17 protein-coding genes are annotated in these 23,327 nt (G+C 70.9%); 11 read left to right on the forward strand and 6 right to left on the reverse strand.

The genetic code is table 11. The features are described 5' to 3' along the window. Positions 1 to 38 precede the first annotated feature (38 nt). Both CW359_RS11495 and CW359_RS11500 read left to right on the forward strand, forming a co-directional pair. Positions 39 to 1,226, forward strand: a complete 1,188-nt coding sequence (locus CW359_RS11495; protein ID WP_105969762.1) for a GTP-binding protein — start codon at positions 39 to 41, stop codon at positions 1,224 to 1,226. A 201-nt stretch (positions 1,227 to 1,427) separates the two neighbouring features. Next, a complete protein-coding gene (locus tag CW359_RS11500; RefSeq protein ID WP_105969763.1) occupies positions 1,428 to 2,531 on the forward strand; it encodes a mechanosensitive ion channel family protein in 1,104 nt (367 codons plus the stop codon). 1 nt (position 2,532) lies between these two features. Here the strand turns inward: CW359_RS11500 and CW359_RS11505 are convergent, their stop codons facing one another. Continuing rightward, positions 2,533 to 4,095, reverse strand: a complete 1,563-nt coding sequence (locus CW359_RS11505; RefSeq protein WP_105969764.1) for a M1 family metallopeptidase — start codon at positions 4,093 to 4,095, stop codon at positions 2,533 to 2,535. Between the two features lie 234 nt (positions 4,096 to 4,329). Between CW359_RS11505 and CW359_RS11510 the strand changes: the two genes are divergently transcribed. Further along, positions 4,330 to 6,549, forward strand: a complete 2,220-nt coding sequence (locus tag CW359_RS11510) for an NADP-dependent isocitrate dehydrogenase (protein ID WP_105969765.1) — start codon at positions 4,330 to 4,332, stop codon at positions 6,547 to 6,549. A gap of 76 nt (positions 6,550 to 6,625) precedes the next feature. Here the strand turns inward: CW359_RS11510 and CW359_RS11515 are convergent, their stop codons facing one another. After that, a complete protein-coding gene (locus tag CW359_RS11515) occupies positions 6,626 to 7,339 on the reverse strand; it encodes a FadR/GntR family transcriptional regulator (protein WP_232838350.1) in 714 nt (237 codons plus the stop codon). 267 nt (positions 7,340 to 7,606) lie between these two features. Here CW359_RS11515 and CW359_RS11520 point away from each other — a divergent pair, with 267 nt between their 5' ends. The 6 genes from CW359_RS11520 to CW359_RS11545 all read left to right on the forward strand — a co-directional run bounded on the left by CW359_RS11520 (position 7,607) and on the right by CW359_RS11545 (position 14,454). Then, entirely contained in the window at positions 7,607 to 8,503 is an 897-nt protein-coding gene (locus CW359_RS11520; RefSeq protein WP_105969767.1) for a proline iminopeptidase-family hydrolase, read from the forward strand. Positions 8,504 to 8,560: 57 nt separating this feature from the next. Continuing rightward, positions 8,561 to 10,288: an ABC transporter substrate-binding protein gene (locus CW359_RS11525; protein ID WP_105969768.1), complete on the forward strand. Its 1,728-nt coding sequence runs from the start codon at positions 8,561 to 8,563 to the stop codon at positions 10,286 to 10,288. After that, on the forward strand, positions 10,285 to 11,316 hold the full coding sequence (locus CW359_RS11530) for an ABC transporter permease (protein ID WP_105969769.1): 1,032 nt from the start codon (positions 10,285 to 10,287) through the stop codon (positions 11,314 to 11,316). Before CW359_RS11525 ends, CW359_RS11530 begins: the two co-directional genes overlap by 4 nt. A 4-nt stretch (positions 11,317 to 11,320) precedes the next feature. Continuing rightward, positions 11,321 to 12,289 carry an ABC transporter permease gene (locus tag CW359_RS11535; RefSeq protein ID WP_105969770.1) on the forward strand — a complete coding sequence of 323 codons (969 nt, stop codon included), beginning with the start codon at positions 11,321 to 11,323 and terminating at the stop codon, positions 12,287 to 12,289. Further along, a complete protein-coding gene (locus CW359_RS11540; protein WP_105969771.1) occupies positions 12,282 to 13,319 on the forward strand; it encodes an ABC transporter ATP-binding protein in 1,038 nt (345 codons plus the stop codon). Before CW359_RS11535 ends, CW359_RS11540 begins: the two co-directional genes overlap by 8 nt. A gap of 106 nt (positions 13,320 to 13,425) precedes the next feature. Next, positions 13,426 to 14,454, forward strand: coding sequence for an ABC transporter ATP-binding protein (locus tag CW359_RS11545; protein WP_105969772.1), 1,029 nt, complete (start codon positions 13,426 to 13,428; stop codon positions 14,452 to 14,454). A gap of 60 nt (positions 14,455 to 14,514) precedes the next feature. On the opposite strand, the gene CW359_RS11550 is transcribed toward CW359_RS11545, so the two are convergent. From CW359_RS11550 to CW359_RS11560, 3 genes are all read right to left on the reverse strand, one after another. Continuing rightward, positions 14,515 to 15,048: a hypothetical protein gene (locus CW359_RS11550; protein WP_105969928.1), complete on the reverse strand. Its 534-nt coding sequence runs from the start codon at positions 15,046 to 15,048 to the stop codon at positions 14,515 to 14,517. Positions 15,049 to 15,113: 65 nt separating this feature from the next. Then, positions 15,114 to 15,758: an RNA polymerase sigma factor gene (locus tag CW359_RS11555; protein WP_105969773.1), complete on the reverse strand. Its 645-nt coding sequence runs from the start codon at positions 15,756 to 15,758 to the stop codon at positions 15,114 to 15,116. 41 nt (positions 15,759 to 15,799) lie between these two features. Further along, entirely contained in the window at positions 15,800 to 17,242 is a 1,443-nt protein-coding gene (locus tag CW359_RS11560; RefSeq protein ID WP_105969774.1) for a S8/S53 family peptidase, read from the reverse strand. 185 nt (positions 17,243 to 17,427) lie between these two features. Between CW359_RS11560 and CW359_RS11565 the strand changes: the two genes are divergently transcribed. Next, complete coding sequence (locus tag CW359_RS11565) at positions 17,428 to 20,034, forward strand: CHAT domain-containing protein (RefSeq protein WP_105969775.1); 2,607 nt, start codon at positions 17,428 to 17,430, stop codon at positions 20,032 to 20,034. Between the two features lie 252 nt (positions 20,035 to 20,286). On the opposite strand, the gene CW359_RS11570 is transcribed toward CW359_RS11565, so the two are convergent. Next, positions 20,287 to 22,113, reverse strand: coding sequence for a LuxR family transcriptional regulator AbsR2 (locus CW359_RS11570; protein WP_105969929.1), 1,827 nt, complete (start codon positions 22,111 to 22,113; stop codon positions 20,287 to 20,289). Positions 22,114 to 22,212: 99 nt separating this feature from the next. Here CW359_RS11570 and absR1 point away from each other — a divergent pair, with 99 nt between their 5' ends. Next, positions 22,213 to 23,298, forward strand: coding sequence for a beta-glucuronidase AbsR1 (absR1, locus tag CW359_RS11575; protein ID WP_105969776.1), 1,086 nt, complete (start codon positions 22,213 to 22,215; stop codon positions 23,296 to 23,298). Positions 23,299 to 23,327 lie beyond the last annotated feature (29 nt).

Below are 23,327 nucleotides of genomic sequence, written 5' to 3' on the forward strand. Positions count from 1 at the left end.
TTGTGAAAATGGTTTCCAATAAGCTAGCGTGCGGAGGCATGCCCACCACTTCCGCCGGTCCCCGTCTGCCCGTGACCGTGCTCTCCGGCTTCCTCGGCGCCGGAAAGACGACGCTGCTCAACCACCTTCTCGGCAACCGTCAGGGCCTGCGGGTCGCGGTCATCGTGAACGACATGAGCGAGATCAACATCGACGCGCCCCTCGTACGGGAGGGCGGCGCCCTCTCCCGGACGGAGGAGCGGCTGGTCGAGATGACCAACGGCTGCATCTGCTGCACCCTCCGGGACGACCTCCTGGAGGAGGTCGGGAAGCTGGCCCGCGCGGGCCGCTTCGACTACTTGATCATCGAGAGCAGCGGAATCTCGGAACCCATGCCCGTGGCGGCCACCTTCGCCTTCGCCCGCGACGACGGCGCGAGCCTGCTGGACGTCTCCCGGCTCGACACCATGGTCACTGTCGTGGACGCGGTGAACTTCCTGCCCGAACTGGCGCGCGGCGACGACCTGTCGGAACGCGGGATCACCCCGGTCGAGGGCGACGAGCGCACGGTGAGCGATCTGCTCGTCGACCAGATCGAGTTCGCCGACGTCATCCTCCTCAACAAGACGGACCTGGTCCCCGAGGAGACGGCCGACCGCCTGGAGGCGACCCTGCGGCGCCTCAACCCGGCCGCCCGCGTACACCGCACCGTCCGGGGCACGATCGACCCCGCCGAACTCCTCGGCACGGGCCTGTTCGACCTGGAACGGGCCGAGCAAGCACCGGGCTGGGTGGCCGAGTTGAACGGCGACCACGTCCCGGAGACGGAGGAGTACGGCATCTCCTCGCTCGTGCTGCGCGACCCGCGCCCCTTCCACCCGAGCCGCCTCTGGGACCTGCTCACCGGACCGCTCGACGCGGGCGACTACGGCCAGGTCCTGCGCTCCAAGGGCTTCTTCACCCTCGCCTCCCGTCCCGGCACGACGGGCCTGTGGTCGCAGGCGGGTTCGGTGGCCCGCTTCGAGCCGCTGGCACAGGGCGGTGAACCCCCCGTGGCGGGCCAGGAGTTGGTGTTCATCGGCACCGACCTGCGGCGCCAGTCGCTGCGGCTCGCGCTGTCCCGGTGCCTGTTGACGGAGGCGGAACTGGCCACGTACGCAGGTGACTTGGCACACACGGCGTACGAGGACCCCTTCCCCGCGTGGGAGGTGCACCCGGCGGACGTCTGCGATGCGCTCCCCGCCTGAGCTGCTCGGTGGCGGGTTCCGAACCGCTCGGTGCTGAGGGGCAGTTCGGATGCGGCAGGATGAGTGATCACCGGACTTCGTACAGACGTCCGGTCTTTGATCGCATTCTCAAGACGTTTCGAACAGGTGGCACGTGACGAGACTTCACATCCGGCCGTCGGTGGCGCTGGGCGCCCCGGATCCACTCCTCGGAGGTGACCGGTGAAGCGAGACCTCACCGTGGACGACCTGGTCGTCGCGGGCATCGCCCTGGCCGTGGGCCTGCTGGCCGCCTTCCTGCTGCGGATGCTGCTGCGCTGGCTGGGCCGGCACGCCGACCGCACCCGCTGGAGCGGGGACGACGTCATGGTGGACGCGCTGCGTTCGGTGGTGCCGTGGTCGGCGTTCATCGGGGGCGCGGCCGTCGCCGCCGCGGCGCTGCCGCTGACGAAGACGGTCGGGCACAACGTCAACCAGACGCTGACCGTGGTGCTGATCGGTGTCTCGACGCTGACGGTCGCCAGAGTGGTCGGCACGCTGGTGCGGACGGTCACCCAGTCCCGGGCGGCGGTCGCCGGCTCGGCGTCGATCTTCGTCAACATCATCAGGGTCGTCATCGTCGCCCTGGGCTTCCTGGTCGTGCTGCAGACGCTGGGCGTGTCCATAGCGCCGATGCTGACCGCCCTGGGCGTCGGCGGTCTGGCCGTCGCGCTCGCCCTCCAGGACACCCTCGCCAACCTCTTCGCGGGCATCCACATCCTCGCCTCGAAGACCGTCCAGCCCGGTGACTACATCCGGCTGAGCAGCGGCGAGGAGGGCTATGTCGAGGACATCAACTGGCGGCAGACGACGGTCCGCAACCTCTCCAACAACCTGGTCGTCATCCCCAACGGGGAACTCGCCAAGACGAACATGACCAACTTCATGCGTCCCGAGCAGCAGTTGACGATCCTGGTCCAGGCCGGGGTGGCGTACGACAGCGACCTGGAGCATGTCGAGAAGGTGACCATCGAGGTGGTCGCCGAGGTGATGACCGGGATCACCGGTGCCGTCCCCGACCACGAGCCGCTCGTCCGGTTCCACACCTTCGGCGACTCGCGGATCGGGTTCACCGTCATCCTGGGCGTCGGCGAGTTCAGCGACCAGTTCCGGATCAAGCACGAGTTCATCAAGCGCCTGCACAAGCGCTACCAGGCGGAGGGCATCCGCATTCCGGCGCCCACCCGCACGGTGGCGCTGCAGCAGGGCGCGGTGGTGATACCGCAGCAGCGCGGCGCCGAGGTCGAGCCGGGCGAGGTCTCCCCCGTCCGGCTCGACCGGGGGTGACTCAGAGGGTCGCCGAGTTGTCGTGATGACCGGCCGTACGGTTCTGCGGTGTGCGCAGTGCCGTACGGACCGGGGTGACCGTCCAGTCGGGGTGACCGGGCATCCGCGGGGTCGTGGTGCCGTACAGCCAGTCCCGCAGGAAGCCGGAGAGGTCCTGGCCGGAGACCTCGGAGGCGACCGAGATGTAGTTCTCGGTCGTCGCCGAGGCGTTGCGGTAGCGGTCGAGGAAGGTGTGCTCGATCGCGGTGAAGGTGGTCTCGCCGACGAGCTGGCGCAGGGCGTAGAGGACGAGGACGCCGCCCAGGTAGCGCTGGCTGTCGAAGAGGTTGGCCTCGTTGGGCGCGGCGACCGGCCCGGAGTCGTGGCGCCACTGGTCGCCGCGCGCGTACGTGTTCTTCATCCGGGCTTCCATCGTGGTCAGGCCGATGGAGTCGGCCCAGCCGCGCTCGTAGCGGTAGAGCAGCCCGTAGAAGTCGGCGTGGCCCTCGTTGATCCACAGGTCTGCCCAGGTGCCGGGGCTGACGCTGTTGCCGAAGTAGGAGTGGACCAGCTCGTGCATCATGTGCGAGCCGATGAACCTCTCCTCCTGGAGCAGGTAGTTCGGCTTGTAGAGCGTGAGGGTCTGCGTCTCCAGGCCGGTGAAGTCGAAGGCGGCCGGGTCGTCGGTGTTGGCGGGCAGCAGACCGTACGTCTCGAACGGGTAGGCGCCCAGGCGCTGTTCGATCCAGGCGACCAGGTTCGGGGTGAGCGCCAGCGCCGGTTCGAGGGCCTCGGCGCGCGCGACCGGGACGACGTCACGCAGCGGCAGGCCGTGCGGGCCCTGGCGGTCCTTGATCACGTAGTCGCCGACGGTGATCTGCACGATCTCGGTGGCGATGGGCGAGCGCGAGCGGTAGGTGTACGCGGTCCGGTCGCCACTCAGGCTCTCGGTGCGGACGAGGGCGCCGCTGGCGACTCCGCGCAGGTTGCCCGGAACGGTGAGCCGGAAGGTGAAGTCGGCCTTGTCGACCGGGTGGTCGTTGCACGGGAAGACGGTGTGCGCGGAGTTGGGCTGCGGGCACACCGCGAAGCCGTCCGGGGTGGCGACCCAGGCCGTGTGGCTCAGGACGCGGCGCGGGTCGGCGCCGTACTCGACACAGACGGTCGCCCGGGCGCCCGCGCGCAGCGTACGGGCGGGCGTGATCCTCAGCTTCTCGTCGACCTGCTCGTACGTGGCCGTGCGGCCGTCGACGCGGACGGAGCGGATGTCCAGGCCGAGGGAGTCGAGGGAGAGGCGGGTCAGCGCCTGGGTGGTGCGGATGCGCAGGGTCGCCCTGCCGTCGACCAGCTTGGTCGTGGCGTCGTAGGCGAGGTCGAGGTGGTAGTCGGAGACGCGGTAGCCGTCGTTGCCCAGGCTCGGGTAGACGGGGTCACCGAGGGTCTCGGGGCCCGGGCCTGCGCTTCCCCCGGAAGCGCCCTTGGTGGTCGTCCCGGCCGCCGCGTGGGCGGCGGGAGCCAGCGTGGTCGCCGCGGCCGTGCCGAGCAGAACAGCCGCCGGTGCCGTCAGTCTGGTGCGATATCTCATGGGTCGCTTTCGCTCGGGCGGCCGGCTGGTCAGGTCCGGCCGCCGCAGTCGGATGTGCGGATCTACCACCTAGACCACAAGATCGGCCGGATCGGTTGCACGCCTGTCCGAACGAACTGCGATCGGGTTCCGAACCGACTGCATTCGAGTTCGGTACGGACCGCTGTCGAGTGAGACCCGATCACGAGATATCTTGATGTCGAGCAATGTTGCAGACGTGGAGCGGAGCACCCGGTGACTGACTCGACCATCATCTACACGCACACTGACGAGGCGCCCGCCCTGGCGACCCACTCGTTCCTGCCCGTCATCCAGGCGTACGCCTCGCAGGCCGGGGTGAACGTCGAGACCCGGGACATCTCGCTGGCCGGCCGCATCATCGCCGTCTTCCCCGAGTTCCTGGAGGAGGGCCAGCGCATCGCCGACGCCCTCGCCGAGCTGGGCGAGCTGGCGAAGACGCCCGAGGCGAACATCATCAAGCTGCCGAACGTGTCGGCGTCCATCCCGCAGCTCAAGGCCGCCGTCGCCGAGCTGCAGGGCCAGGGCTACGCGCTGCCGGACTACCCGGACGACCCGAAGTCGGACGAGGAGCGCGACATCCGCGCCCGGTACGACAAGATCAAGGGTTCCGCCGTGAACCCGGTCCTGCGCGAGGGCAACTCCGACCGCCGCGCCCCCGCCTCGGTCAAGAACTACGCCAAGACCCACCCGCACCGCATGGGTGCCTGGACCCCCGAGTCCAAGACCAACGTGGCGACCATGGGCCAGAACGACTTCCGCTCCACCGAGAAGTCCGTGGTCATCTCCGAGGCCGGTTCGCTGCGCATCGAGCTGGTGGGCGAGGACGGCACGACCACCGTCCTGCGCGAGTCCGTACCCGTCCTCGCGGACGAGGTCGTCGACGCGTCCGTGCTGCACGTCGCCGCGCTGCGTGAGTTCCTCACCGCGCAGATCGCCCGCGCCAAGGCCGAGGGCGTGCTGTTCTCCGTGCACCTCAAGGCCACGATGATGAAGGTCTCCGACCCGATCATCTTCGGTCACGTCGTACGCGCGTTCTTCCCGAAGACGTTCGCGCAGTACGGCGAGACCCTCGCCGCTGCCGGTCTGACCCCGAACGACGGGCTCGGCGGCATCTACAAGGGCCTGGAGTCCCTTCCCGACGGTGCCGCGATCAAGGCGTCCTTCGACGCCGAGCTGGCCGAGGGTCCGGCGCTGGCCATGGTCGACTCCGACAAGGGCATCACCAACCTGCACGTGCCGTCCGACGTCATCGTCGACGCGTCGATGCCGGCCATGATCCGCACCTCCGGCCACATGTGGGGCCCGGACGGCGCCGAGGCCGACACCCTGGCGGTCCTCCCGGACTCCTCCTACGCCGGCGTCTACCAGGTCGCGATCGACGACTGCCGCGCCAACGGCGCCTACGACCCGTCGACCATGGGCTCGGTCCCGAACGTCGGTCTGATGGCGCAGAAGGCCGAGGAGTACGGCAGCCACGACAAGACCTTCGAGATCCCGGCCGCCGGTACGGTCCGCCTCGTCGACCAGGCCGGCAACGTGGTCATCGAGCAGGCCGTCGCCGCCGGTGACATCTTCCGCGCCTGCCAGACCAAGGACGCGCCGATCAAGGACTGGGTCAAGCTGGCCGTCACGCGCGCGCGTGCCACCGGCGACCCGGCGGTGTTCTGGCTGGACGAGACCCGCGCGCACGACGCCAACCTGATCGCCAAGGTCAACGCGTACCTGCCGGAGCACGACACCGAGGGTCTCGACATCCGGGTCCTGAACCCGGTCGAGGCGACCAAGCTGTCCGTGGAACGCATCCGGCGCGGCGAGAACACGATCTCGGTGACCGGCAACGTACTGCGTGACTACCTCACCGACCTGTTCCCGATCCTGGAGCTGGGAACCAGCGCCAAGATGCTGTCGGTCGTCCCGCTGATGGCGGGCGGCGGGCTGTTCGAGACGGGCGCCGGTGGCTCCGCCCCGAAGCACGTCCAGCAGCTCGTCAAGGAGGACTACCTGCGCTGGGACAGCCTGGGTGAGTTCTTCGCCCTCGCGGCCAGCTTCGAGCACCTCGCGACGACGACCGGCAACGCGCGGGCGCAGGTTCTGGCCGACACGCTCGACCGGGCTACGGCCACCTTCCTGAACGAGGACAAGTCGCCGACCCGTCGTGTGGGTGGGATCGACAACCGGGGCAGCCACTTCTTCCTGTCGCTGTACTGGGCGCAGGAGCTGGCTGCGCAGACGGATGACGCGGATCTGGCGAAGGCGTTCGCCTCGTTCGCGGAGGCGTTGACTGCCAACTCGGAGGCGATCGTGGGCGAGTTGATCGCCGTTCAGGGCAAGCCCGCCGACATTGGTGGGTACTACCAGCCGGACGTCGAGAAGGCGAAGACGGTCATGCGGCCTTCTGCTACCTGGAACTCGACGTTGGCGACGCTGGGTTAAGGCTGTTTGACGGCTGCCGGCCTGTGGGGGCTGGTCGCGCAGTTCCCCGCGCCCCTTTGGGGCGCGGGGTTCGTCTTTACGGCGTTGTGTCCCTCACCCTCGCCAAGACCTCGCGGATCATGTCCGCGCTGATCGTGAAGTGGTCGCGGGCGATCTCCTCCGCGCGGTCCGGGTCGCCGGCGGCGATCGCCTCGTAGAGGGCCTTGTGGTCCTCGCTGGCCAGGTGGAAGTGGGTGCGTTCGCCCTTGCCCCAGGGTTCGACCGGGAAGCCCAGGCTGGCGCGGGCCAGGAGGTCGCGGCTGAGCATGGCGATCTGGGGGTTGTGCGTGGCGTCGCAGATGCTGCGGTGGAAGGCGCTGTCGGCCGCGCGTTCCTCGCGCGGGTCGCTCGCCGACAGGTAGGCCGTCAGGGCCTCCCGCATGGGTACGAGGTCTTCCGGGCGTCGGCGCCTGGCCGCCGTCGCCGCCACCATGCCCTCCACCAGGCCGCGCAGGTCGAAGAGTTGCTCCAGTTCCGCCCAGCGCGGCAGCAGGGTACGGCGGACGGCGGCGCCGGAGGACTCGGTCCAGCTGTCGCGGACGTAGGCGCCGCCGTTCCGGCCGCGCCGGATCTCGATGACGCCGACCGCCTGGAGCCGGCCCACCGCCTCACGCACCGTGGGTCGGCTCACCCCGAGCAGCGTGATCAGCTCGCGCTCCACCGGGAGCCGCTCCCCCGGCAGGAAGTCGCCGACGGCGATCGCGGTGAGCAGCCGGTCGGAGACCTCGTCCACCGCAGAGGCAATCCGCACCGGGCGCAGTTCGGGCGTGGGGGCGCCGCTGGACAGGGCGCGGTCGAGCAGCCGCGAGAACTCGTCAGTCAGTGGTCCGGCCCTTCCGGTCGGTCGCGGGTTCCGGGCGCGTAAACGCGCAGTTACTTCTACCGGGCCACCGCTAAAAGGACTTAAAAGGTCTTGTGGACTGAGCATTTACCCAAACAGTATGTCAGCCATCCACCAACACCCAACCCTTTTCAGACGTCGACTGGCTTGATTCTGCCTGCCCTCGGAGACTCCTCAGTGGCCATCCCCGAACCGAACCACACCGGGACCATCGACTTCAACGGCTGGTCCACCTGGTACCGGACCACCGGAGAACCCGGCCGGACACCCCTGGTCGTCCTGCACGGCGGACCAGGCGCCGGGCACGACTACACGCTCCGCATCGCGGGCATCGCCCGGCAGGGCCGCCCGGTCATCCACTACGACCAGCTCGGCATCGGGCGCTCCACCCATCTGCCCGACAAGGGCGCCGACTTCTGGACCGTGCAGCTCTTTCTCGACGAACTCGACAATCTGCTGCGGGAGTTGGGCATCTCCGACTCCTATCACCTGCTCGGCCAGTCCTGGGGCGGCATGCTCGCCGCCGAGCACGCCGTGCGCCGTCCTGCCGGGCTGCGGGGGCTGGTCATCGCCAACTCCCCCGCCTCCATGGAGCTGTGGCTCGCCGGCGCCGCCGAACTGCGTGCCGCGCTTCCGCCCGAGGTCCAGGAGACCCTGCTCGCCCACGAGGCCGCCGGGACCACCGACCACCCCGACTACCAGGCCGCCGAGCAGGTCTTCTACGAGCGCCATGTGTGCCGTACGGTCCCGGTGCCCGCCGAGGTGCAGGCCACCTGGGACAACATCGCGGCCGACCCGACCGTCTACCACACGATGAACGGGCCGAACGAGTTCCATGTCGTCGGCACGATGAAGGACTGGTCGGTCGTCGACCGGCTGCGTCTGATCGAGGCACCGACCCTGCTGGTGTCCGGCCGCCACGACGAGGCGACTCCCGACACGCTGCGGCCCTTCGCCGATCTCATCCCCGATGTGCGCTGGCACATGTTCGAGCACTCCAGCCATATGCCGCACGTCGAGGAGGAGGAGCTGTACCTCCAGGTCGTCGGCGACTTCCTCGACTCCACCGACTGAGTCACCCCCTCACCCTTCATCGTCTTCAACACCCGCTCCACCGTTGGGAGTTCCCCGATGCCCCGAACCACCAGACGTACCGTCCTCGCCGCCGTGACCGCCGCCCTCGCGCTCACCGCGACCGCCTGTTCGTCCTCCGACGACAGCGGCTCGTCCGACCCGACGTCCACCGCGAGCGGCGACGCGCAGTCGGCCGCCTTCCAACCCGCGCACAAGGGCGGCACGCTGAAGCTGGTCGCCCACGCGGCGGCCGGAAGCCTCGATCCGCAGGTCAACTACACGCTCCAGTACTGGCAGTTGTACCAGTCCATGTACGACGGCCTGCTGGCGTTCAAGAAGACGGGCGGGCAGGAGTCGTTCACCGTCGTGCCGGACCTCGCGGCGGCCATGCCGGTGGTCAGCGACGGCGGCAAGACGTACACCTTCACGCTTCGCAAGGGCATCAAGTTCTCCACCGGCAAGGCGGTGACCACGGACGACGTGGTGGCGTCCTTCCAGCGGATCTTCAAGGTGTCCAGCCCGACCGCGGGCACCTTCTACAACGGCATCGTCGGCGCCGACGCCTGTCTCAAGACCCCGGCGTCCTGCACGCTCGCCAAGGGTGTCGTCGGCGACGCGGCGGCCGGCACGGTCACCGTCAACCTGACCGCGCCGGACCCGGAGTTCACGTACAAGCTCGCCGTCCCGCACGCCAGTGTGCTGCCGAAGGACTCGCCGGCGAAGGACGCGGGGACCACTCCGCTGCCGACGACCGGACCGTACATGGCGGCCTCGTACGACCCGAACCGGGCGCTGAAGCTGGTGCGCAACCCGTACTTCAAGGAGTGGTCGCGCGACGCCCAGCCCCAGGCCTACGCCGACGACGTCGACTACACCTTCGGGCAGACCGTCGAGTCCGAGGTGACCGCCGTCCAGAACGGCTCGGCGGACTGGATGTTCGACCCGCCGCCCGCCGACCGGCTCAACGAGATCGGCACGACCTACGCCTCGCAGGCGCACGTCAATCCGCTGACCGCCTTCTGGTATGTCACGCTGAACGTCAACTCGGCCCCGTTCAACAACAAGTTGGCGCGGCAGGCCATCAACTGGGCGGTCGACCGGGACGCGGTGGTCGGGCTGTACGGCGGCAAGAACCTCGCCTCGCCCGCGTGCACGATCCTGCCGCCGGGCTTCCCGGGGCACGTCGACAAGTGCCAGTACACCAAGGGTGGCGGGGCCACCTGGTCGGCACCCGATCTCGCCAAGGCGAAGGCGCTGGTCAAGGAGTCGGGGACGGCCGGGCAGGAGGTCGGCATCGTTGTCAGCGACGACGAGGTGAACAAATCGATCGGGCAGTATCTGCAGAGTCTGCTGACCCAGCTCGGCTACAAGGCGACGCTCAAGCCGCTCTCCGCGAACATCCAGTTCACGTACATCCAGAACACCAAGAACAAGGTGCAGTTGGCGCTGACGTCCTGGTACCAGGACTATCCGGCCGCCTCCGACTTCCTCAACGTGCTGCTGTCCTGCGCCTCTTACCACCCGGGCAGCGACTCCAGCATCAACATCTCCGGGTTCTGCGACAAGGGCATCGACGCGCGGATGCAGACCGCGCTGAAGACCGGGCAGACCGACCAGAAGGCCGCCGACCAGCAGTGGGCGACCATCGACCAGGACATCATGGCCCAGTCGCCGGTGGTCCCGGTGATCAACCCGAAGATCATCGACTTCACGTCGAAGCGGGTCGGCAACTACCGGTTCAGCAAGCAGTTCTACATGCTCGTCGGGCAGTTGTGGGTCAAGTGAGCACTCTCACCGACCAGTTGGCCGTCCCCGAGGCCCGGCGGCGTTCGCCGGGCCCCTGGCGGACCGCCGCCGCCGACCTGTCGCGCAACCGGTCGGCGGTGGCGGCGGCCCTCGTCCTGCTCGTCGTCGTCACCGTGGCGCTGCTGGCCCCGCTGTACGCCGACCACATCGCGCACACCAACCCCTTCCAGTCCCATGTCTCCGGGACGACCGTCGTGGACGGCAGGACCGTGCCCGTGCTCACGCCCAGCAGCACCGGACTCGGGCTCGGGGTCACGCCCATCGGGCCCACCTGGGACTTCGGCCACTACTTCCTCGGCGCCGACAACCAGGGGCGGGACGTGATGGCGCGACTGCTGTACGGCGGTCGTACCAGCCTGTTCATCGGGGTCACGGCGGCGCTGCTGTGCTGTGTCGTCGGTACGGCCGTCGGGGTCGTCGCCGGGTACGCGGGCGGGGTCGTCGACTCGGTCATCTCCCGTGTCCTGGACGTCATCTGGGCCTTCCCGGTGTATCTGCTGGCGATCTGTCTGTCGGTCGTCCTGCTCACCGACGGGCTCAGCCTCGGACCGGTCACCGTCGAGGCCGGGAGTCTGTGGCTGCCGGTCGTGATCATCGCGGCGATCTATGTGCCGTACGTGGCACGGCCGATGCGCGGGCAGGTACTGGTGCTGCGGAACAAGGAGTTCATCCAGGCGTCCATCGGGTCGGGTGCGCCCGCGCTGCGCGTGATGCGGCGGGAGGTGCTGCCGAACGTACTGCCCACGGCGATCGTGTTCCTGCCGCTGATGACCGCGCTCGCGATGCTGACCGAGTCGGCGCTGTCCTTCCTGTCGGTCGGGGTCCAGCCGCCCGACGCCAGTTGGGGCACGATCATCGAGGACGGCCTCGGGCTGCTGTACACCCGCCCGACCGTGACGATCGCCCCCGGGCTGCTCATCGCGCTGACGACAGCCGCCCTCAACGTCCTCGGCGACGGGGTGCGCGACGCCCTCGACCCGAGCGCCCGGCTGCGGGGAGGGGTGTGATCCGATGCTGTACTTCGCGCTCCGGCGCTTTCTCTCCGCACTGCTGGTGATGTTCTCGATCAGCGTGCTGGTGTTCCTGATCTTCTTCGCCACACCGGGAGTCGACCCGGCGGCCCGTATCGCGGGCCGCAACGCGGACCCTGCCACCCTCGCCCAGGTACGCCACTCCTTCGGCCTCGACCGGCCGCTGCCGGTCCGCTATCTGCTGATGATGCGGCACCTGCTCATCGACCGGGACCTGGAGTCGTTCGTCAACCGCGGCTCGAAGGTGGTCCCGCAGATCGTGCAGGCCATGCCCGTGACGCTGTCGCTGGTCATCGGGGCCGCGGTCATCTGGATGACGGTCGGCATCCTCATGGGTACGGCCGCCGCCGCTCTGCGCGGTACGGCCGCGGACCCGGTGATCATGCTGGTGGGCGTCGTGGGCGTCTCGCTGCCCGCCTACTGGCTCGGCGAGGTCGTCAACCTCCTCACCCAGAAGCGGCTGCACGACTCGGTCTTCTCCTGGGTACCGCCACCCGGGTACGTCGAACTGGGGCAGGACCCCGGCCAGTGGGCCCTGCATCTGCTCTTCCCGTGGCTGACCCTGGCCCTGCTGTACGCCGGCATCTACGCCCGGCTGCTGCGCGGCGAGGTGGTGAGCGCGCTGAACGAGGACTACGTCCGCACGGCCCGCGCGAAGGGCCTGTCCGAGCGGCGCATCCTCGTCCGGCACGCGCTGCGCTGCTCACTCATCCCGATCGTGTCGCTGTTCGGCCTGGACTTCGGCGCGCTGGTGGGCGGGGCCGCCCTGCTCACCGAGGTCGTCTTCGGCCTGCCCGGCGTCGGCAAGCTCACCTTCGACGCGCTGCAGAACCTGGACCTGCCCGTGATCATGGGCACGGTCCTGTACGCGGCGTTCTTCGTGGTCCTCGCCAACGCCCTGGTCGACATCCTGTACGCCCGACTCGACCCGAGGGCCCGCCATGCCTGAGCCATCGCAACCCCTCCTGGACGTACGGGACCTGCGGATCTCCTTCCGCACCCGCACCGGCGCTGTCACCGCCGTGGACGGGCTCTCCTTCTCGGTCGCGCCCGGCGAGATCCTGGGCGTGGTCGGCGAGTCGGGCTCCGGCAAGAGCGTGTCGATGCTGGCGGTGCTGCGGCTGCTGACCAACCCGAACGTCACCGTCACCGGCGAAGTCCTCTTCCGTGGACGGGACTTGCTCACCCTCCCCGACAAGGAGATGCGGTCGGTGCGCGGCCGGGAGATCTCCATGGTCTTCCAGGACCCGATGACCGCGCTGACGCCGGTCTACACGGTCGGCTGGCAGATCGCCGAGCAGATCCGGGCGCACGAGAAGATGTCCAAGAAGGAGGCGCTCGCGCGGGCGGTCGGCTTGCTGTCGGACGTGGGCATCCCTGATGCCGGCTCGCGTGTGAACGCCTACCCGCACGAGTTCTCGGGCGGGATGCGGCAGCGGGCGGTCATCGCGATGGCCCTCGCCTGCGGCCCGGCGCTGCTGATCGCCGACGAGCCGACCACCGCGCTCGACGTGACGATCCAGGCCCAAATACTGGACCTGATGCGGGAGTTGAACGCGCGCGGCTCGGCGGTCGTCATCATCACCCACGACATGGGTGTGGTGTCGGAGGTCGCCGACCGGGTGCTGGTCATGTACGGCGGCCGGGCGGCCGAGGAGGGCCCGCGCCGGGCCGTCTTCCACGGTCCCCGGCATCCGTACACCTGGGGGCTCCTCGACTCGGTACCCCGGGTCGGCGGCCCGCGCCTCAGCCGACTGCCCACCATCGCGGGCGTACCCGTGTCGCCGGAGAGCGTCCCTGAGGGCTGCGCGTTCGCGCCCCGCTGCCCGGCACGGCACGACCGGTGCGACGAACGCCCGTTCCTCAGCGGGGAGTCGGAACACCGCGACGCCTGCTGGCTGCCGGCCGGGGAGCGCGAGTCGGCCCGTGCGGCGGCGCACTCGGCACCCGGCGCACTCAACAGGAGGGCGGCGCCGTGACCACGGACTCCCGGCCCCGAACCGGCGACGCACAGAGCTGCGGACTGCCGGCTGCGGGACGCGGAACGACGCCCACCGCGCAAACCCTCGGCAGAAAGGCCGCGCCGTGACCACCGACCCCCGGCCCCGAACCGACGACCCCGGCGTACTGCTGCGCGCCACGGACGTCACCAAGCACTACGCCCTGCGCGGCGACTCCCTCACCCGGCGGCGCAAGGTGCTGCGGGCCGTGGACGGGGTCTCGCTGGAGGTGCGCGGGGGTGAGACCCTCGGGATCGTCGGTGAGTCCGGGTGCGGGAAGTCGACGCTCGGGCGCTGTCTGGTGCGCCTCACCGACATCACCGGCGGGCGGGTCGAGTTCGACGGGCAGGACATCACCACGCTGTCCGCGCGCCGGCTGCGGCCCGTACGGCCGGGCATGCAGCTCGTCTTCCAGGACCCGCAGGCCTCCCTGAACCCGCGCCGCCGGGCCGGGGACATCGTCGCCGAGCCGCTGCTCATCCACCGGTACGGGGACTCGGCCGCCGTGCGGCGCCGGGTGGCCGAACTCTTCGACGTGGTGGGGCTGTCGGCGGCCCATCTCGACCGCTACCCGCACGAGTTCTCCGGCGGCCAGCGTCAACGCATCGGTATCGCGCGGGCGTTGGCGACCTCCCCGAAGCTGATCGTCGCCGACGAACCGGTGTCCGCGCTCGACGTGTCGATCCAGGCGCAGGTGCTGAACCTGTTCGCCGACCTCCAGGACGAGTTCGGGCTGACGTACGTCTTCATCGCGCACGACCTCGGCGTGGTCCGCCATGTGTCGGACCGGATCGCCGTCATGTACCTCGGCGAGATCGTCGAACTCGCCGACACGGAGACGCTGTACGGGGCTCCCGCGCACCCCTACACCGAGGCGCTGATGTCGGCGGTGCCCGAGATCGACGACGGGACCGGCGACCCTCAGGCGCCGCGCCGGGAGCGGATCGTGCTCACCGGGGACGTACCCGATCCGGTGGCCAGACCGGCCGGTTGTGCCTTCCACACGCGGTGTCCGTACGCGCGGGAGCTGTGTGCGGTGGAGCGGCCCCGGCTGGCCGTCACGCCCTCCGGGCGGGCCGTCGCCTGTCACTATCCGCTCGTCGCCGCCGGGTGACAGCGGCAGCGGGGGCAGGCCCGGTCGGACCTGCCCCCTGCCGGCCGTGTCCCGCGTGGCTCAGGCGCGCAGCCACTCCGTCATGACGACCTCCGCGTCCGTGCGCAGCCGGAGCGCGAACGGGCCGCTGACCCGCAGATCGCCGGTGAAGCGGCCCATGTCGTCGGCGGTCAGGGTGGGCGGTGAGCTGAGCTGCGGGCCGCTCAGCACCTCGATCCTCGCCTCCTGGGGTGGCAGCACCTGGCCCATCAGGCCGTGTGCGGTCACCTCGACGTCGACCGTCAGTTCGTCCGTGCGGAAGGTCAGCATGCGGGGGGCGTCCAGGACTCCCCTGACCGGGATGCCGTGGACGAGCGAGTCGAAGGTCAGCTCGGCGAGTCGGGTGTCCAGCGAGTAGAGGGTGTAGGCCTCCACCGCGGTCTGCTGGAGCTGCGCCGGGACCGGGTCCATTATGGCCGCGGCCTGGCGCAGGGTCTCCTCCAGCAAGTCGTTGTCCAGCGAGTCGTCGCCTTCGAACTCCGCTAAGTCGTCGGCCTCGCCGTCCAGTTCGTCGTCGAAGCCGTCCGTGTCGTCCGTGCCGTCAGCGCTGTTCATGTCGGCCGTGCCGTCCAAGTCGTCGGAGTCGTGGGGTGGTCCGTCGCTGTCGTGCGCGTCGCTGTTCACAGCACCCCCCGGGCGGAGAGCCGGACCCGCAGCCGGCGCAGACAACGCTGGCGGAGGGGGCCGATGCTGCCCACGGCGATGCCGAGGCCGGCGGAGATCTCCTGGTAGCTGGGCGGCGGGGAGGACATCAGGATGCGCAGCAACTGGCGGCAGCGGGCGCCGAGTTCCTCGAACGCCTGCCATAACTGCCGGATGCGCTCCGCCTCGGCCGAGGCCTCCTCGGACTCGATCACCCACTGCTCGGGCGTACGGTCGTCACTGATCCGGTCGAGGAGTTGCGCGTCGTCCGTCGGGGTCATCCGGTGGCTGCTCTTGATGACCTTGAGGCATTCGTGCCGGGCGGTGCTCGCCAGCCACGAGCCCGCCTTCTCCGGTTCCCTGATCCGGCCCAGATGCTGGGCGAAGCGGAACCAGACGGTCGAGTAGACCTCGTGGGCGTCCGCGTCCGACAGCCGGTGGGCTCTCGCCACCGACCACACCAGCGGGCTCAGCCCTTCCACCAGCGCCTTCCAGCCCGCCGCGTCGCCGTCGACGGCGGACTGGACCAATGCGCCGACCGCAGCTCGGTCCACGTCCCCACCCCTCGTGTACGGCCAGTCATCGTACGCCGTGGAAGGGGGTGCTCCACTCGTCCTGCGCATGGTCCTCACTCGATATGTCCTTTTACGGAGGCCTGTTGACCTCATGGGGTGGACGGCATGTTCACGACCGGAACCGGGCTCCAGGTGGGCGGGCGCAGCGCGGGTACGACCGCGCCCCGGACCTCGGCGAGGCCGGTGTTCGCGGCGAGGAGCTGCTGCCTGGCGGCGCGCGGGTCGGTCTCCTTGTGGGCGGTCATGTGGGCGGCGACCAGTGCGGCGACCAGCGGGGTGGCGAACGAGGTGCCGCTCCACTGCGCGAAGCCCGAGAACTCCACCTCGTCCGGGGTGCCGGAGGTCGTCTCGTACTCCCCCGTCAGCACGCCGAGGTGCTTGGGGTACTGGCAGGTGCAGGCGTAGGTGAACTCGTGGCGGCAGGAGTCGTACGTGCTGTGCTGGTAGGTGTACGGCACCGGGGTCTGGAAGCCGGTGAGGGCGCCGGTGAGGCGCTCGCCGGGGGCGTAGACCTTCACCCAGGGGCCGTGGTTGCTGAAGCAGGCGCCGAACTCGCCGTCGCTGCGCAGGGCGCCGACGGAGAGCACCGACTGCGCGTACTCGGGCTTGTCGGCGTAGGCGGCGGGCCAGAAGGGGGTGGCGCTGGCGTTGTTCCCGGCGGCGGCGACCAGCAGGGTGCGCGGCTGCTCGCGGAGTGCCTCCATGAACGCGGTGAGGCCGAGCAGGCCCTCCGAGCTGCCGTTCGACGTGCCGGCGGAGAGGCTGATCAGGGCTGGCCAGCCGTCGCGCTCGACGGCCTCGAAGAGCTTGTCGCCGAACTCGGACTCCAGGATGGCGCCCGCGTCGTTGAGGGTGTTGCGGGAGACGATGTTCGTGTTGGGGGCGACGGCCGCGACGAGCCCGGAGATGAACGTGCCGTGTCCGGCGTACTGCTGGAGCACGCCGTTCGCGTCGCACTCGTCGATCTGGGTGTCGCCCTGGACGTGGGCCATGGCCGGGTAGGAGGCGTAGTCGTGCATGAGGCCGGTGTCGATGACGAGGACGCCCACGGCGCTGTCCTCGTCGTAACCGCTCTCGGCGAGCGTCGGGTTGGGGCCCGCGCTGTTCGGGACGGGGACGGGCTCGTCGCCGGGGCAGGCGTTGACGGGGGCGATGTGCACCACGTGGTTGCGGCTGACCAGGCGCCGACGGGCGTTGCCCTCGGTCTCCCGGAGGGCGCGCAGCGCGCCCGCCACCGCGCGGTCGCCGCGCCGGTCGCCCCGGGCGGGGTCGCCCACGCGGATGCGGGTGATGCCCGAGCGGTTGGTCTCCGGGCTGTCCCGGCGGACCTCGTCGGCGGTCAGTCCCGCGAACGTCGTGAAGTGCGCGCGGACGGTGTCCTCGACGATCCGCGCCTCCTCGCCGTCACGCGCGAGGACGACGCCCTTCTCGTAGATGAACTCGGCCGCGTCGTCCGGCCCCATCGCCAGCTCGACGCCGGGCATGGAGCGCTGGATGTGGTCGAACTGCTCCTGGAAACGCTGCGGTGCCATGGAATGTCCTCCCCCTTGAACCGATCCCCTCTTGCCTTTGTTGCCGATATGGAGAGCAACAGGGCCGCCGCGTGATACAGGGGCCGCGGCATGTTTCTTGATACAGGGATCGATCAGCGATGGACAGCGAGTTATCCATGGCCAAACCTGTGTGACGAGAGGCGCGGAGCACTACCATCCGTTGAGTGACTGCGGGAAGCGACACGGTTCTGGAACTTCTGCCGATGGTGTTCGCCCGCCCGAAGGACGCGCTCGCTCGGGCGGAGACCGTCCTCGGCGACGATCCGACGCCGTTGCACGCGTCTGTCGCCCATCAGGTGATCGGTCTGTGGCAGCGGGACTTCGGCGACATGCGCGTGGCCCTGCGTCATCTGCGGCGCGCTCGCGATCTGGCGGCGGACGCGGGTTCCGCGGAGCGCGAGGCGGACGTCCTCGGCACGCTCGGGGTGGCGCTGGTGCACGCGGGCCGTACCCGGCAGGGCCTGGAGGCGTTCGAGCAAGGGGTCGACCGGGGTACGGGGCATACACGCGCGCGCGTGCTGTACCGGCGGGCGTACGCGTGGTGGGTGCTGGGGCATCACCGTGAGGCGCTGGACGACGTACGGCGGGCGATTCCGGTGCTGCGGCAGGCGGACGACACCATCTGGACGGCACGGGCGCTGACCCTGCGGGCGACCGTGCATCTGGCGCTGGGGCGCCCGGAGCGGGCGGACGCCGACTTCACTGCCGCCGAGCAGATGTGGGACACCACCGGCCAGGAACACGACAAGGCGGACGTCGTGGAGAGCCGGGCGCTGGCCGCGTTCCGCGCGGGCGACATTCCGGCGGCGCTGCGGCTGTTCGACGAGGCGGCCGAGCGGTACGCCCGGCTGGGTACGCCGATCTTCGTGTTCTACATCCGGCGCTGCGAGGTGCTGATGGCGGCCGGGCTCGCCCCCGAGGCGGTCGCGGAGGCCGATGCGGCGCTCGCCGTGCTGGACGGGATCGGCGGGCAGAGCACCCGTAAGGCGGAGCTGCTGCTGACCGCCGCGAAGGCGGCGCGGCTCGCGGACGATCCGCACACCGCGATCGCCCGCGCGGCCGTGGCCGTACGCCTGTTCGCGGGGCAGCGGCGCAGCTGGTGGGAGGCGCATGCCCGGCTGGTGCTGATCGAGGCGCGGGTCGCGACCGGGCGGAAATCGGGGCGGCTGGTCGCGGACGCGGCGGCGCTGGCCGACCGGCTCGCCGCGTTCGGTTCGCCGTCCGCGCCTGAGGCGTCGCTGCTCGCGGGGCGGATCGCCCTCGCGCTGGGGTGGACGGAGGACGCGGAGAAGCATCTGCGGGTGGCCGCCCGCAGCCGGCGGGTCGGTCCGCCGCTGGCGCGGATGACGGGCTGGGCGGCGCAGGCGCTGCGCGCGGAGGCGGCCGGTTCCGGGCGGGGTGTGCTGGAGGCGTGCCGGCGGGGGCTGGCGGTACTGGACGACCACCGGACCACGCTGGGCGCGTCGGAACTGCGGGCCCGGGCGACGGCGCAGGGCGCCGAGCTGGCGGCCCTCGCGCAGCGGGCGTCCCTGGAGTCCGGTGGTCCCCGGCGGCTGCTGGTGTGGAGCGAGCGGTGGCGGGCGACGGTCCTGTCGGCGCCGCCCGCCCGGCCGCCGGACGACCCGGCGCTCGTACGGAGCCTCACCGCGTTCCGGGAGATCGCCGCGCGCGCGGAGGAGGCCCGGGTCGACGGCCGCCCGGTGCCGGCCCTTGAGCGCGAACAGCGGCGCCTGGAAAAGGAGGTGCGCTCCCGCACCCTGCACATTCGTGGCGGGTCCGGCGGCGACGGGCAGCGCTTCGACCCGGCCCGGCTGCTCGAACGGCTGGGCAGCGGCGGGCGGTTGATCGAGATCGCGGTCGTCGACGGCCAGGTGCAGGTGCTGTTGTGCGGCGAGGGCCGGGTGCGCCGCTTCGAGGCGGGCCTGCTGGCGGACGCGGTGACGGAGGCCGAGCACGTCCAGGCGGCACTCCGCCGGCTCGCGCACCCGGGGGCCGAGGGCAGGCTGCCGCTCCTGGAGGCATCGGGCCGCAAGCTGGAGCGGCTGCTGCTGGGCGCGGCGGTACCGCACCTGGGCACCGGCCCGGTGGTCGTGGTCCCGCCTGGCCGCCTGCACCGGGTGCCCTGGGCGCTACTCCCGTCCCTGCGGGAGCGGGTGCTCAGTGTGTCCCCGTCGGCGAGCAGCTGGCTCCGCGCCCAGGAGACCGGCCCTCCGCCGGGCGGCCGGCACGTCCTCGTACGGGGTCCGGGCCTGGCGAGCGGCGGGGCGGAGGTCCCCGACCTGGTCGACCGGTACGGCAGACCGACGGTCCTGGAGCACGAGGGCGCGCGGGTCCCGGCGGTACTTGACGCCCTGGACGGCGCCGCGCTGGCCCATATCGCGGCCCACGGCACCTTCCGCGCGGACAGCCCCCTGTTCTCGTCGCTGGGCATGGCCGACGGCCCGCTGATCGTGCACGACTTCGAACGCCTGGGCCGCAGCCCGTACCGCATCATCCTCTCCAGCTGCGACACCGGCCGTCTGGCGACGGTGGGCGCGGACGAACTCCTGGGCCTGGTCACGGCGTTGCTCCCCCTGGGCACGGCGGGCGTGGTGGCGAGCAGCGCACCGGTCAACGACGCGGCGGTGGTCCCCCTGATGCTGGCCCTCCACAAGGGCCTGAGCGCGGGCCTCTCCTTGGCGGAGGCCCTGCGAGACGCCCGCGCGGCACTGCCGAGCGACGCGACGCATCAGGCGACGGGGTGGGCGTTCTCGGCGTTCGGGTCGGCCTGAGCGGACCCTGGCCGGGAGCTTGAGCGGGGGTCGGGGCGGCTTGGGCGGGATCGGGGTGGCGCTCGGTTCATCGAGCGGGTTCCGTGCCGGAGGCGAAGTGGGTGGGCGTGGGGCGGGGGTGGGTGGCCGTGGCTCCTTGCCCGCGGTCACCCGGAACGCGGGCTGGACGCGGTGCCGGGCGACGACGCGGTCGAGGGCCCCGCGGGGCTGCCCGGCCGGACCCGGGCAGCCCCGACTCGCCTCAGCCGTCCGTCACGCCGGCTGTGCCGCCCGGGGCTCCTCCAGGAGCCAGGGCAGGGCCGCCCTGTCGTTGGCGCCGAGGCGGGTGTACGCGCTGTACAGGTGGTTTCCCACCGTGCGGATCGACAGGGTCAGGCGGTCGGCGATTTCTCGGTTGGTCAGGCCAGCTGCCGCCAGGGTGACGATCTGGAGTTGGCGGGCGGTGAGTTCGCCCAGGACCAGGCCCGACAGGGCCGGGGTGCGGGCGCCCTGGCAGCGGCGGGCCAGGGTCATCGCCCGGGAGCGGGATCTGCGGGCCGCGCGCGGGTCGCGGTGCACCGGGACCGCCTGGGCGTGTGCCTCGGCGGCGAAGAGCAACAGGCCCCTGCGCTCCAGGAGTTCGGCGGCGCGGTCCAGGGCGGGGCCGTCCTGGCGGACCAGGGCGTCCGCGTGCCGGGCCAGGGGTTCCGCCTCCTCGGGCGGCAGTTGGGCCAGTCGGTCCGCCACCAGGTGCGGGGCGCCCAGGCGTACGGCGTCGTACAGGACGTACGCCTCCCCCTCGCCCCTGTCCTCGGGGGCCGTCGCCGACCGCAGCGCTCCCGCGATGTCGCCGTCCGCCGCCCGCTGCCACGTGGTCGCCCGGCCGGGGGACGCCTCGCCCAACTGGGCTGACGCCAGCGCCAGTTCCGTACGGCAGGACGGGTCGTCCGGGGTGCCTCGCAGGCCCTCCCTGGCCCAGGACAGGGCCTCGCGGAGTTCGCCGCGCAGTCGGGCGAAGCGGGAGCGGACGGTCGCGTAGGAGGCGGGTACCGCCTGTTCGGACGCGAGCCAGTCCCCTACCGGGCCCGCCTGGTCCTGGACGTCCGTGCGCTCGATCCGGTCGGCCAGTTCCGCCTGCTCCGCGGTCAGCGCCGCCGCGCACTCAGCCGGGGTGCGGGACAGGCGCCTCGCCCGGAGTTGGCCCGCGCTCGCGCGCAGCACAGGGCCGTGCAGGGGGTGGGCCAGGCGGACCTCGGACTCGGCGTCCACCCGGATCAGGCCGTCGGCCTCCAGGCTCTCCAGGGTCCCCAAGGGCAGGGTGGCCAGGGACAGCGGGAGGGGTTCGCTGAATGCCAGGCGGTCCAGCGTGTCCCGTTCCTCGGTGGTGGCGCGGTTCAGCAGTGCCTCGCCCGCCCGTTCGCGTACCGCCGGTGTCACCGGGACCGGGCCCCGCCACATCAACTCGTCCGAGGCAAGGGTCAGTTCGCCGCGTTCCCGGACCGCGCCGACCAAGTCGCGCAGCAGGCGCAGGTCGCCCTGGCAGAGGTGGTGCAGTCGGCGGGCGGTGAGGGGTTCGACCGGGCTTCCGGCGCCGGCGGCGATCAGCTGGGCGGTCTCCTCGCGGGGCAGCGGCTTCAGGGGCAGCCGGGGCAGGACTTCGCCCGTCCAGAGGCGCGACACCGCGCCGGGTGCCTGGGCGCCGTCCGTCGCCACCACCAGCAGGCGGGTGCGGCCGTGCACCGCCAGCTGGTGGACCAGGGCGGCCGAGGAGTCGTCCAGCAGATGGGCGTCGTCGACCAGCAAGGTCCGTACGCCCGAGAGGAGTTGGACCGCGCGGTGCAGGGACACCTCCTCCGGGAGGAGGTGGGCGAACGCGGCGAAGGGGATGTCCCGGGTCTCCGGCGTGCCGCTCACCTTGGCGCAGTCGGTGCCCCGGACCGCCTCCGTGACGAGCCGGGTCTTGCCGTGTCCGGCGGGGCCCGTCACCACGACACCGTGCCGTTCGCCCGCCAGCGAGTGGCGGAGCAGCTCCAGTTCGCCCTCCCGGCCGGTGAACGGCCAGGGCAGTTCGAGGGTCTTCGCGTCCCGTTCGAAAGTCATCACGTTGTACAAGAGCCGGGCTACTCAGCTTTGATACACACCGACTTGAGTAGCCCCCGACTCAGGCGCCCGACCGCCTCTGAGCTGCACTCTGTTCCCATGAACGCACGGTTGTGCTCACTCCCGCAGCAACCGGCCCCCACGTTCGCCCCGGGGTTGCCGGCCGAGCGGCTCAGTGCGCTCCTCTCCGGGCGCCTGATGTGGGTGAACGGCACCGTGCTCCACTACTACTTCTTCGACCGGGACAGCGACGGCTCGGTCATCCCCCTGCCGGGGACCGGGGAGACCCGGTGGCAGTCATGGGTCGGCGCCGAGGCACAGCGCGACGTCGTCCGTGACTGCTTCCGGGAGTGGCTCGACCTGGGGATCGGGCTGTCCTTCGTGGAGGTGCGCGACCGCTCGGAGGCCGAACTGCGCATCGGGTTCCAGACCGGTGACGGTTCGTACTCCACGGTCGGGCGGGACGCACTGTCGGTGGGCCTGGGGCGGCGCACGATGAATTTCGGGTGGGACCTGACCGCGCCGGGGGAACGCGCGACGGCCCTGCACGAGATCGGGCACGCCCTGGGCCTGCTGCACGAGCACCAGAACCCCTTCGCCGGCATCCACTGGGACGACGAGGCGGTCTACGACGACCTGGCGGGGCCGCCGAACTTCTGGGGCCGCGACAAGACGTACTTCAACATCCTGCGCAAGCTCGACCCGGACGAGGTCAACGGCTCCGTCTGGGACCCGCTGTCGATCATGGAGTACCCGTTCTCGGCGGGGCTGATCCTGGAGCCGGAGGAGTTCCGGTCCGGGGTCGTGCCTCCGGGGACGCTCTCCCCGGCCGACAAGGAGTTCGTGCTCCGCTGGTATCCGCCGACGGGCACGGGCAGGCCGGCCGAACTGGTGCCGTTCCGGTCCGCTCCGCTGCGGCTCGGCGCGGGCGAGCAGGCCGACTTCGGTATCGCACCGCCGGAGACCCGCGACTACACCGTGGGCACCTTCGGGGAGAGCGACACGGTCGTCGCGGTCTTCGAGGAGATCGACGGCGAGCCCCGTTACCTCTCCGCGGAGGACGACGGCGGCACCCCGCACAACGCCCACGTCAGGGTTCGGCTCGTCAAGGGCCGCCAATACTTCGTCCGCGTCAGGCTCTACTCCACGTGGGGATCGGGGGAAACGGCCGTCATGTGCTGGTGATGCTGGGGGCAGAGACCAGCGCATGACGG

The organism is Streptomyces geranii (assembly GCF_002954775.1).
In the GTDB taxonomy this organism is placed as follows: domain Bacteria; phylum Actinomycetota; class Actinomycetes; order Streptomycetales; family Streptomycetaceae; genus Streptomyces; species Streptomyces geranii.

What these genes read in the sequence shown, in the direction of transcription:
- CW359_RS11495 (WP_105969762.1), top strand. Translation starts at nt 39, where the DNA reads ATGCCCACCACTTCCGCCGGTCCCCGTCTGCCCGTGACCGTGCTCTCC.
- CW359_RS11505 (WP_105969764.1), bottom strand. Translation starts at nt 4,095, where the DNA reads ATGAGATATCGCACCAGACTGACGGCACCGGCGGCTGTTCTGCTCGGC.
- CW359_RS11525 (WP_105969768.1), top strand. Translation starts at nt 8,561, where the DNA reads ATGCCCCGAACCACCAGACGTACCGTCCTCGCCGCCGTGACCGCCGCC.
- CW359_RS11535 (WP_105969770.1), top strand. Translation starts at nt 11,321, where the DNA reads ATGCTGTACTTCGCGCTCCGGCGCTTTCTCTCCGCACTGCTGGTGATG.
- CW359_RS11540 (WP_105969771.1), top strand. Translation starts at nt 12,282, where the DNA reads ATGCCTGAGCCATCGCAACCCCTCCTGGACGTACGGGACCTGCGGATC.
- CW359_RS11550 (WP_105969928.1), bottom strand. Translation starts at nt 15,048, where the DNA reads ATGAACAGCGCTGACGGCACGGACGACACGGACGGCTTCGACGACGAA.
- CW359_RS11555 (WP_105969773.1), bottom strand. Translation starts at nt 15,758, where the DNA reads ATGCGCAGGACGAGTGGAGCACCCCCTTCCACGGCGTACGATGACTGG.
- CW359_RS11560 (WP_105969774.1), bottom strand. Translation starts at nt 17,242, where the DNA reads ATGGCACCGCAGCGTTTCCAGGAGCAGTTCGACCACATCCAGCGCTCC.
- CW359_RS11570 (WP_105969929.1), bottom strand. Translation starts at nt 22,113, where the DNA reads ATGACTTTCGAACGGGACGCGAAGACCCTCGAACTGCCCTGGCCGTTC.
- absR1 (WP_105969776.1), top strand. Translation starts at nt 22,213, where the DNA reads ATGAACGCACGGTTGTGCTCACTCCCGCAGCAACCGGCCCCCACGTTC.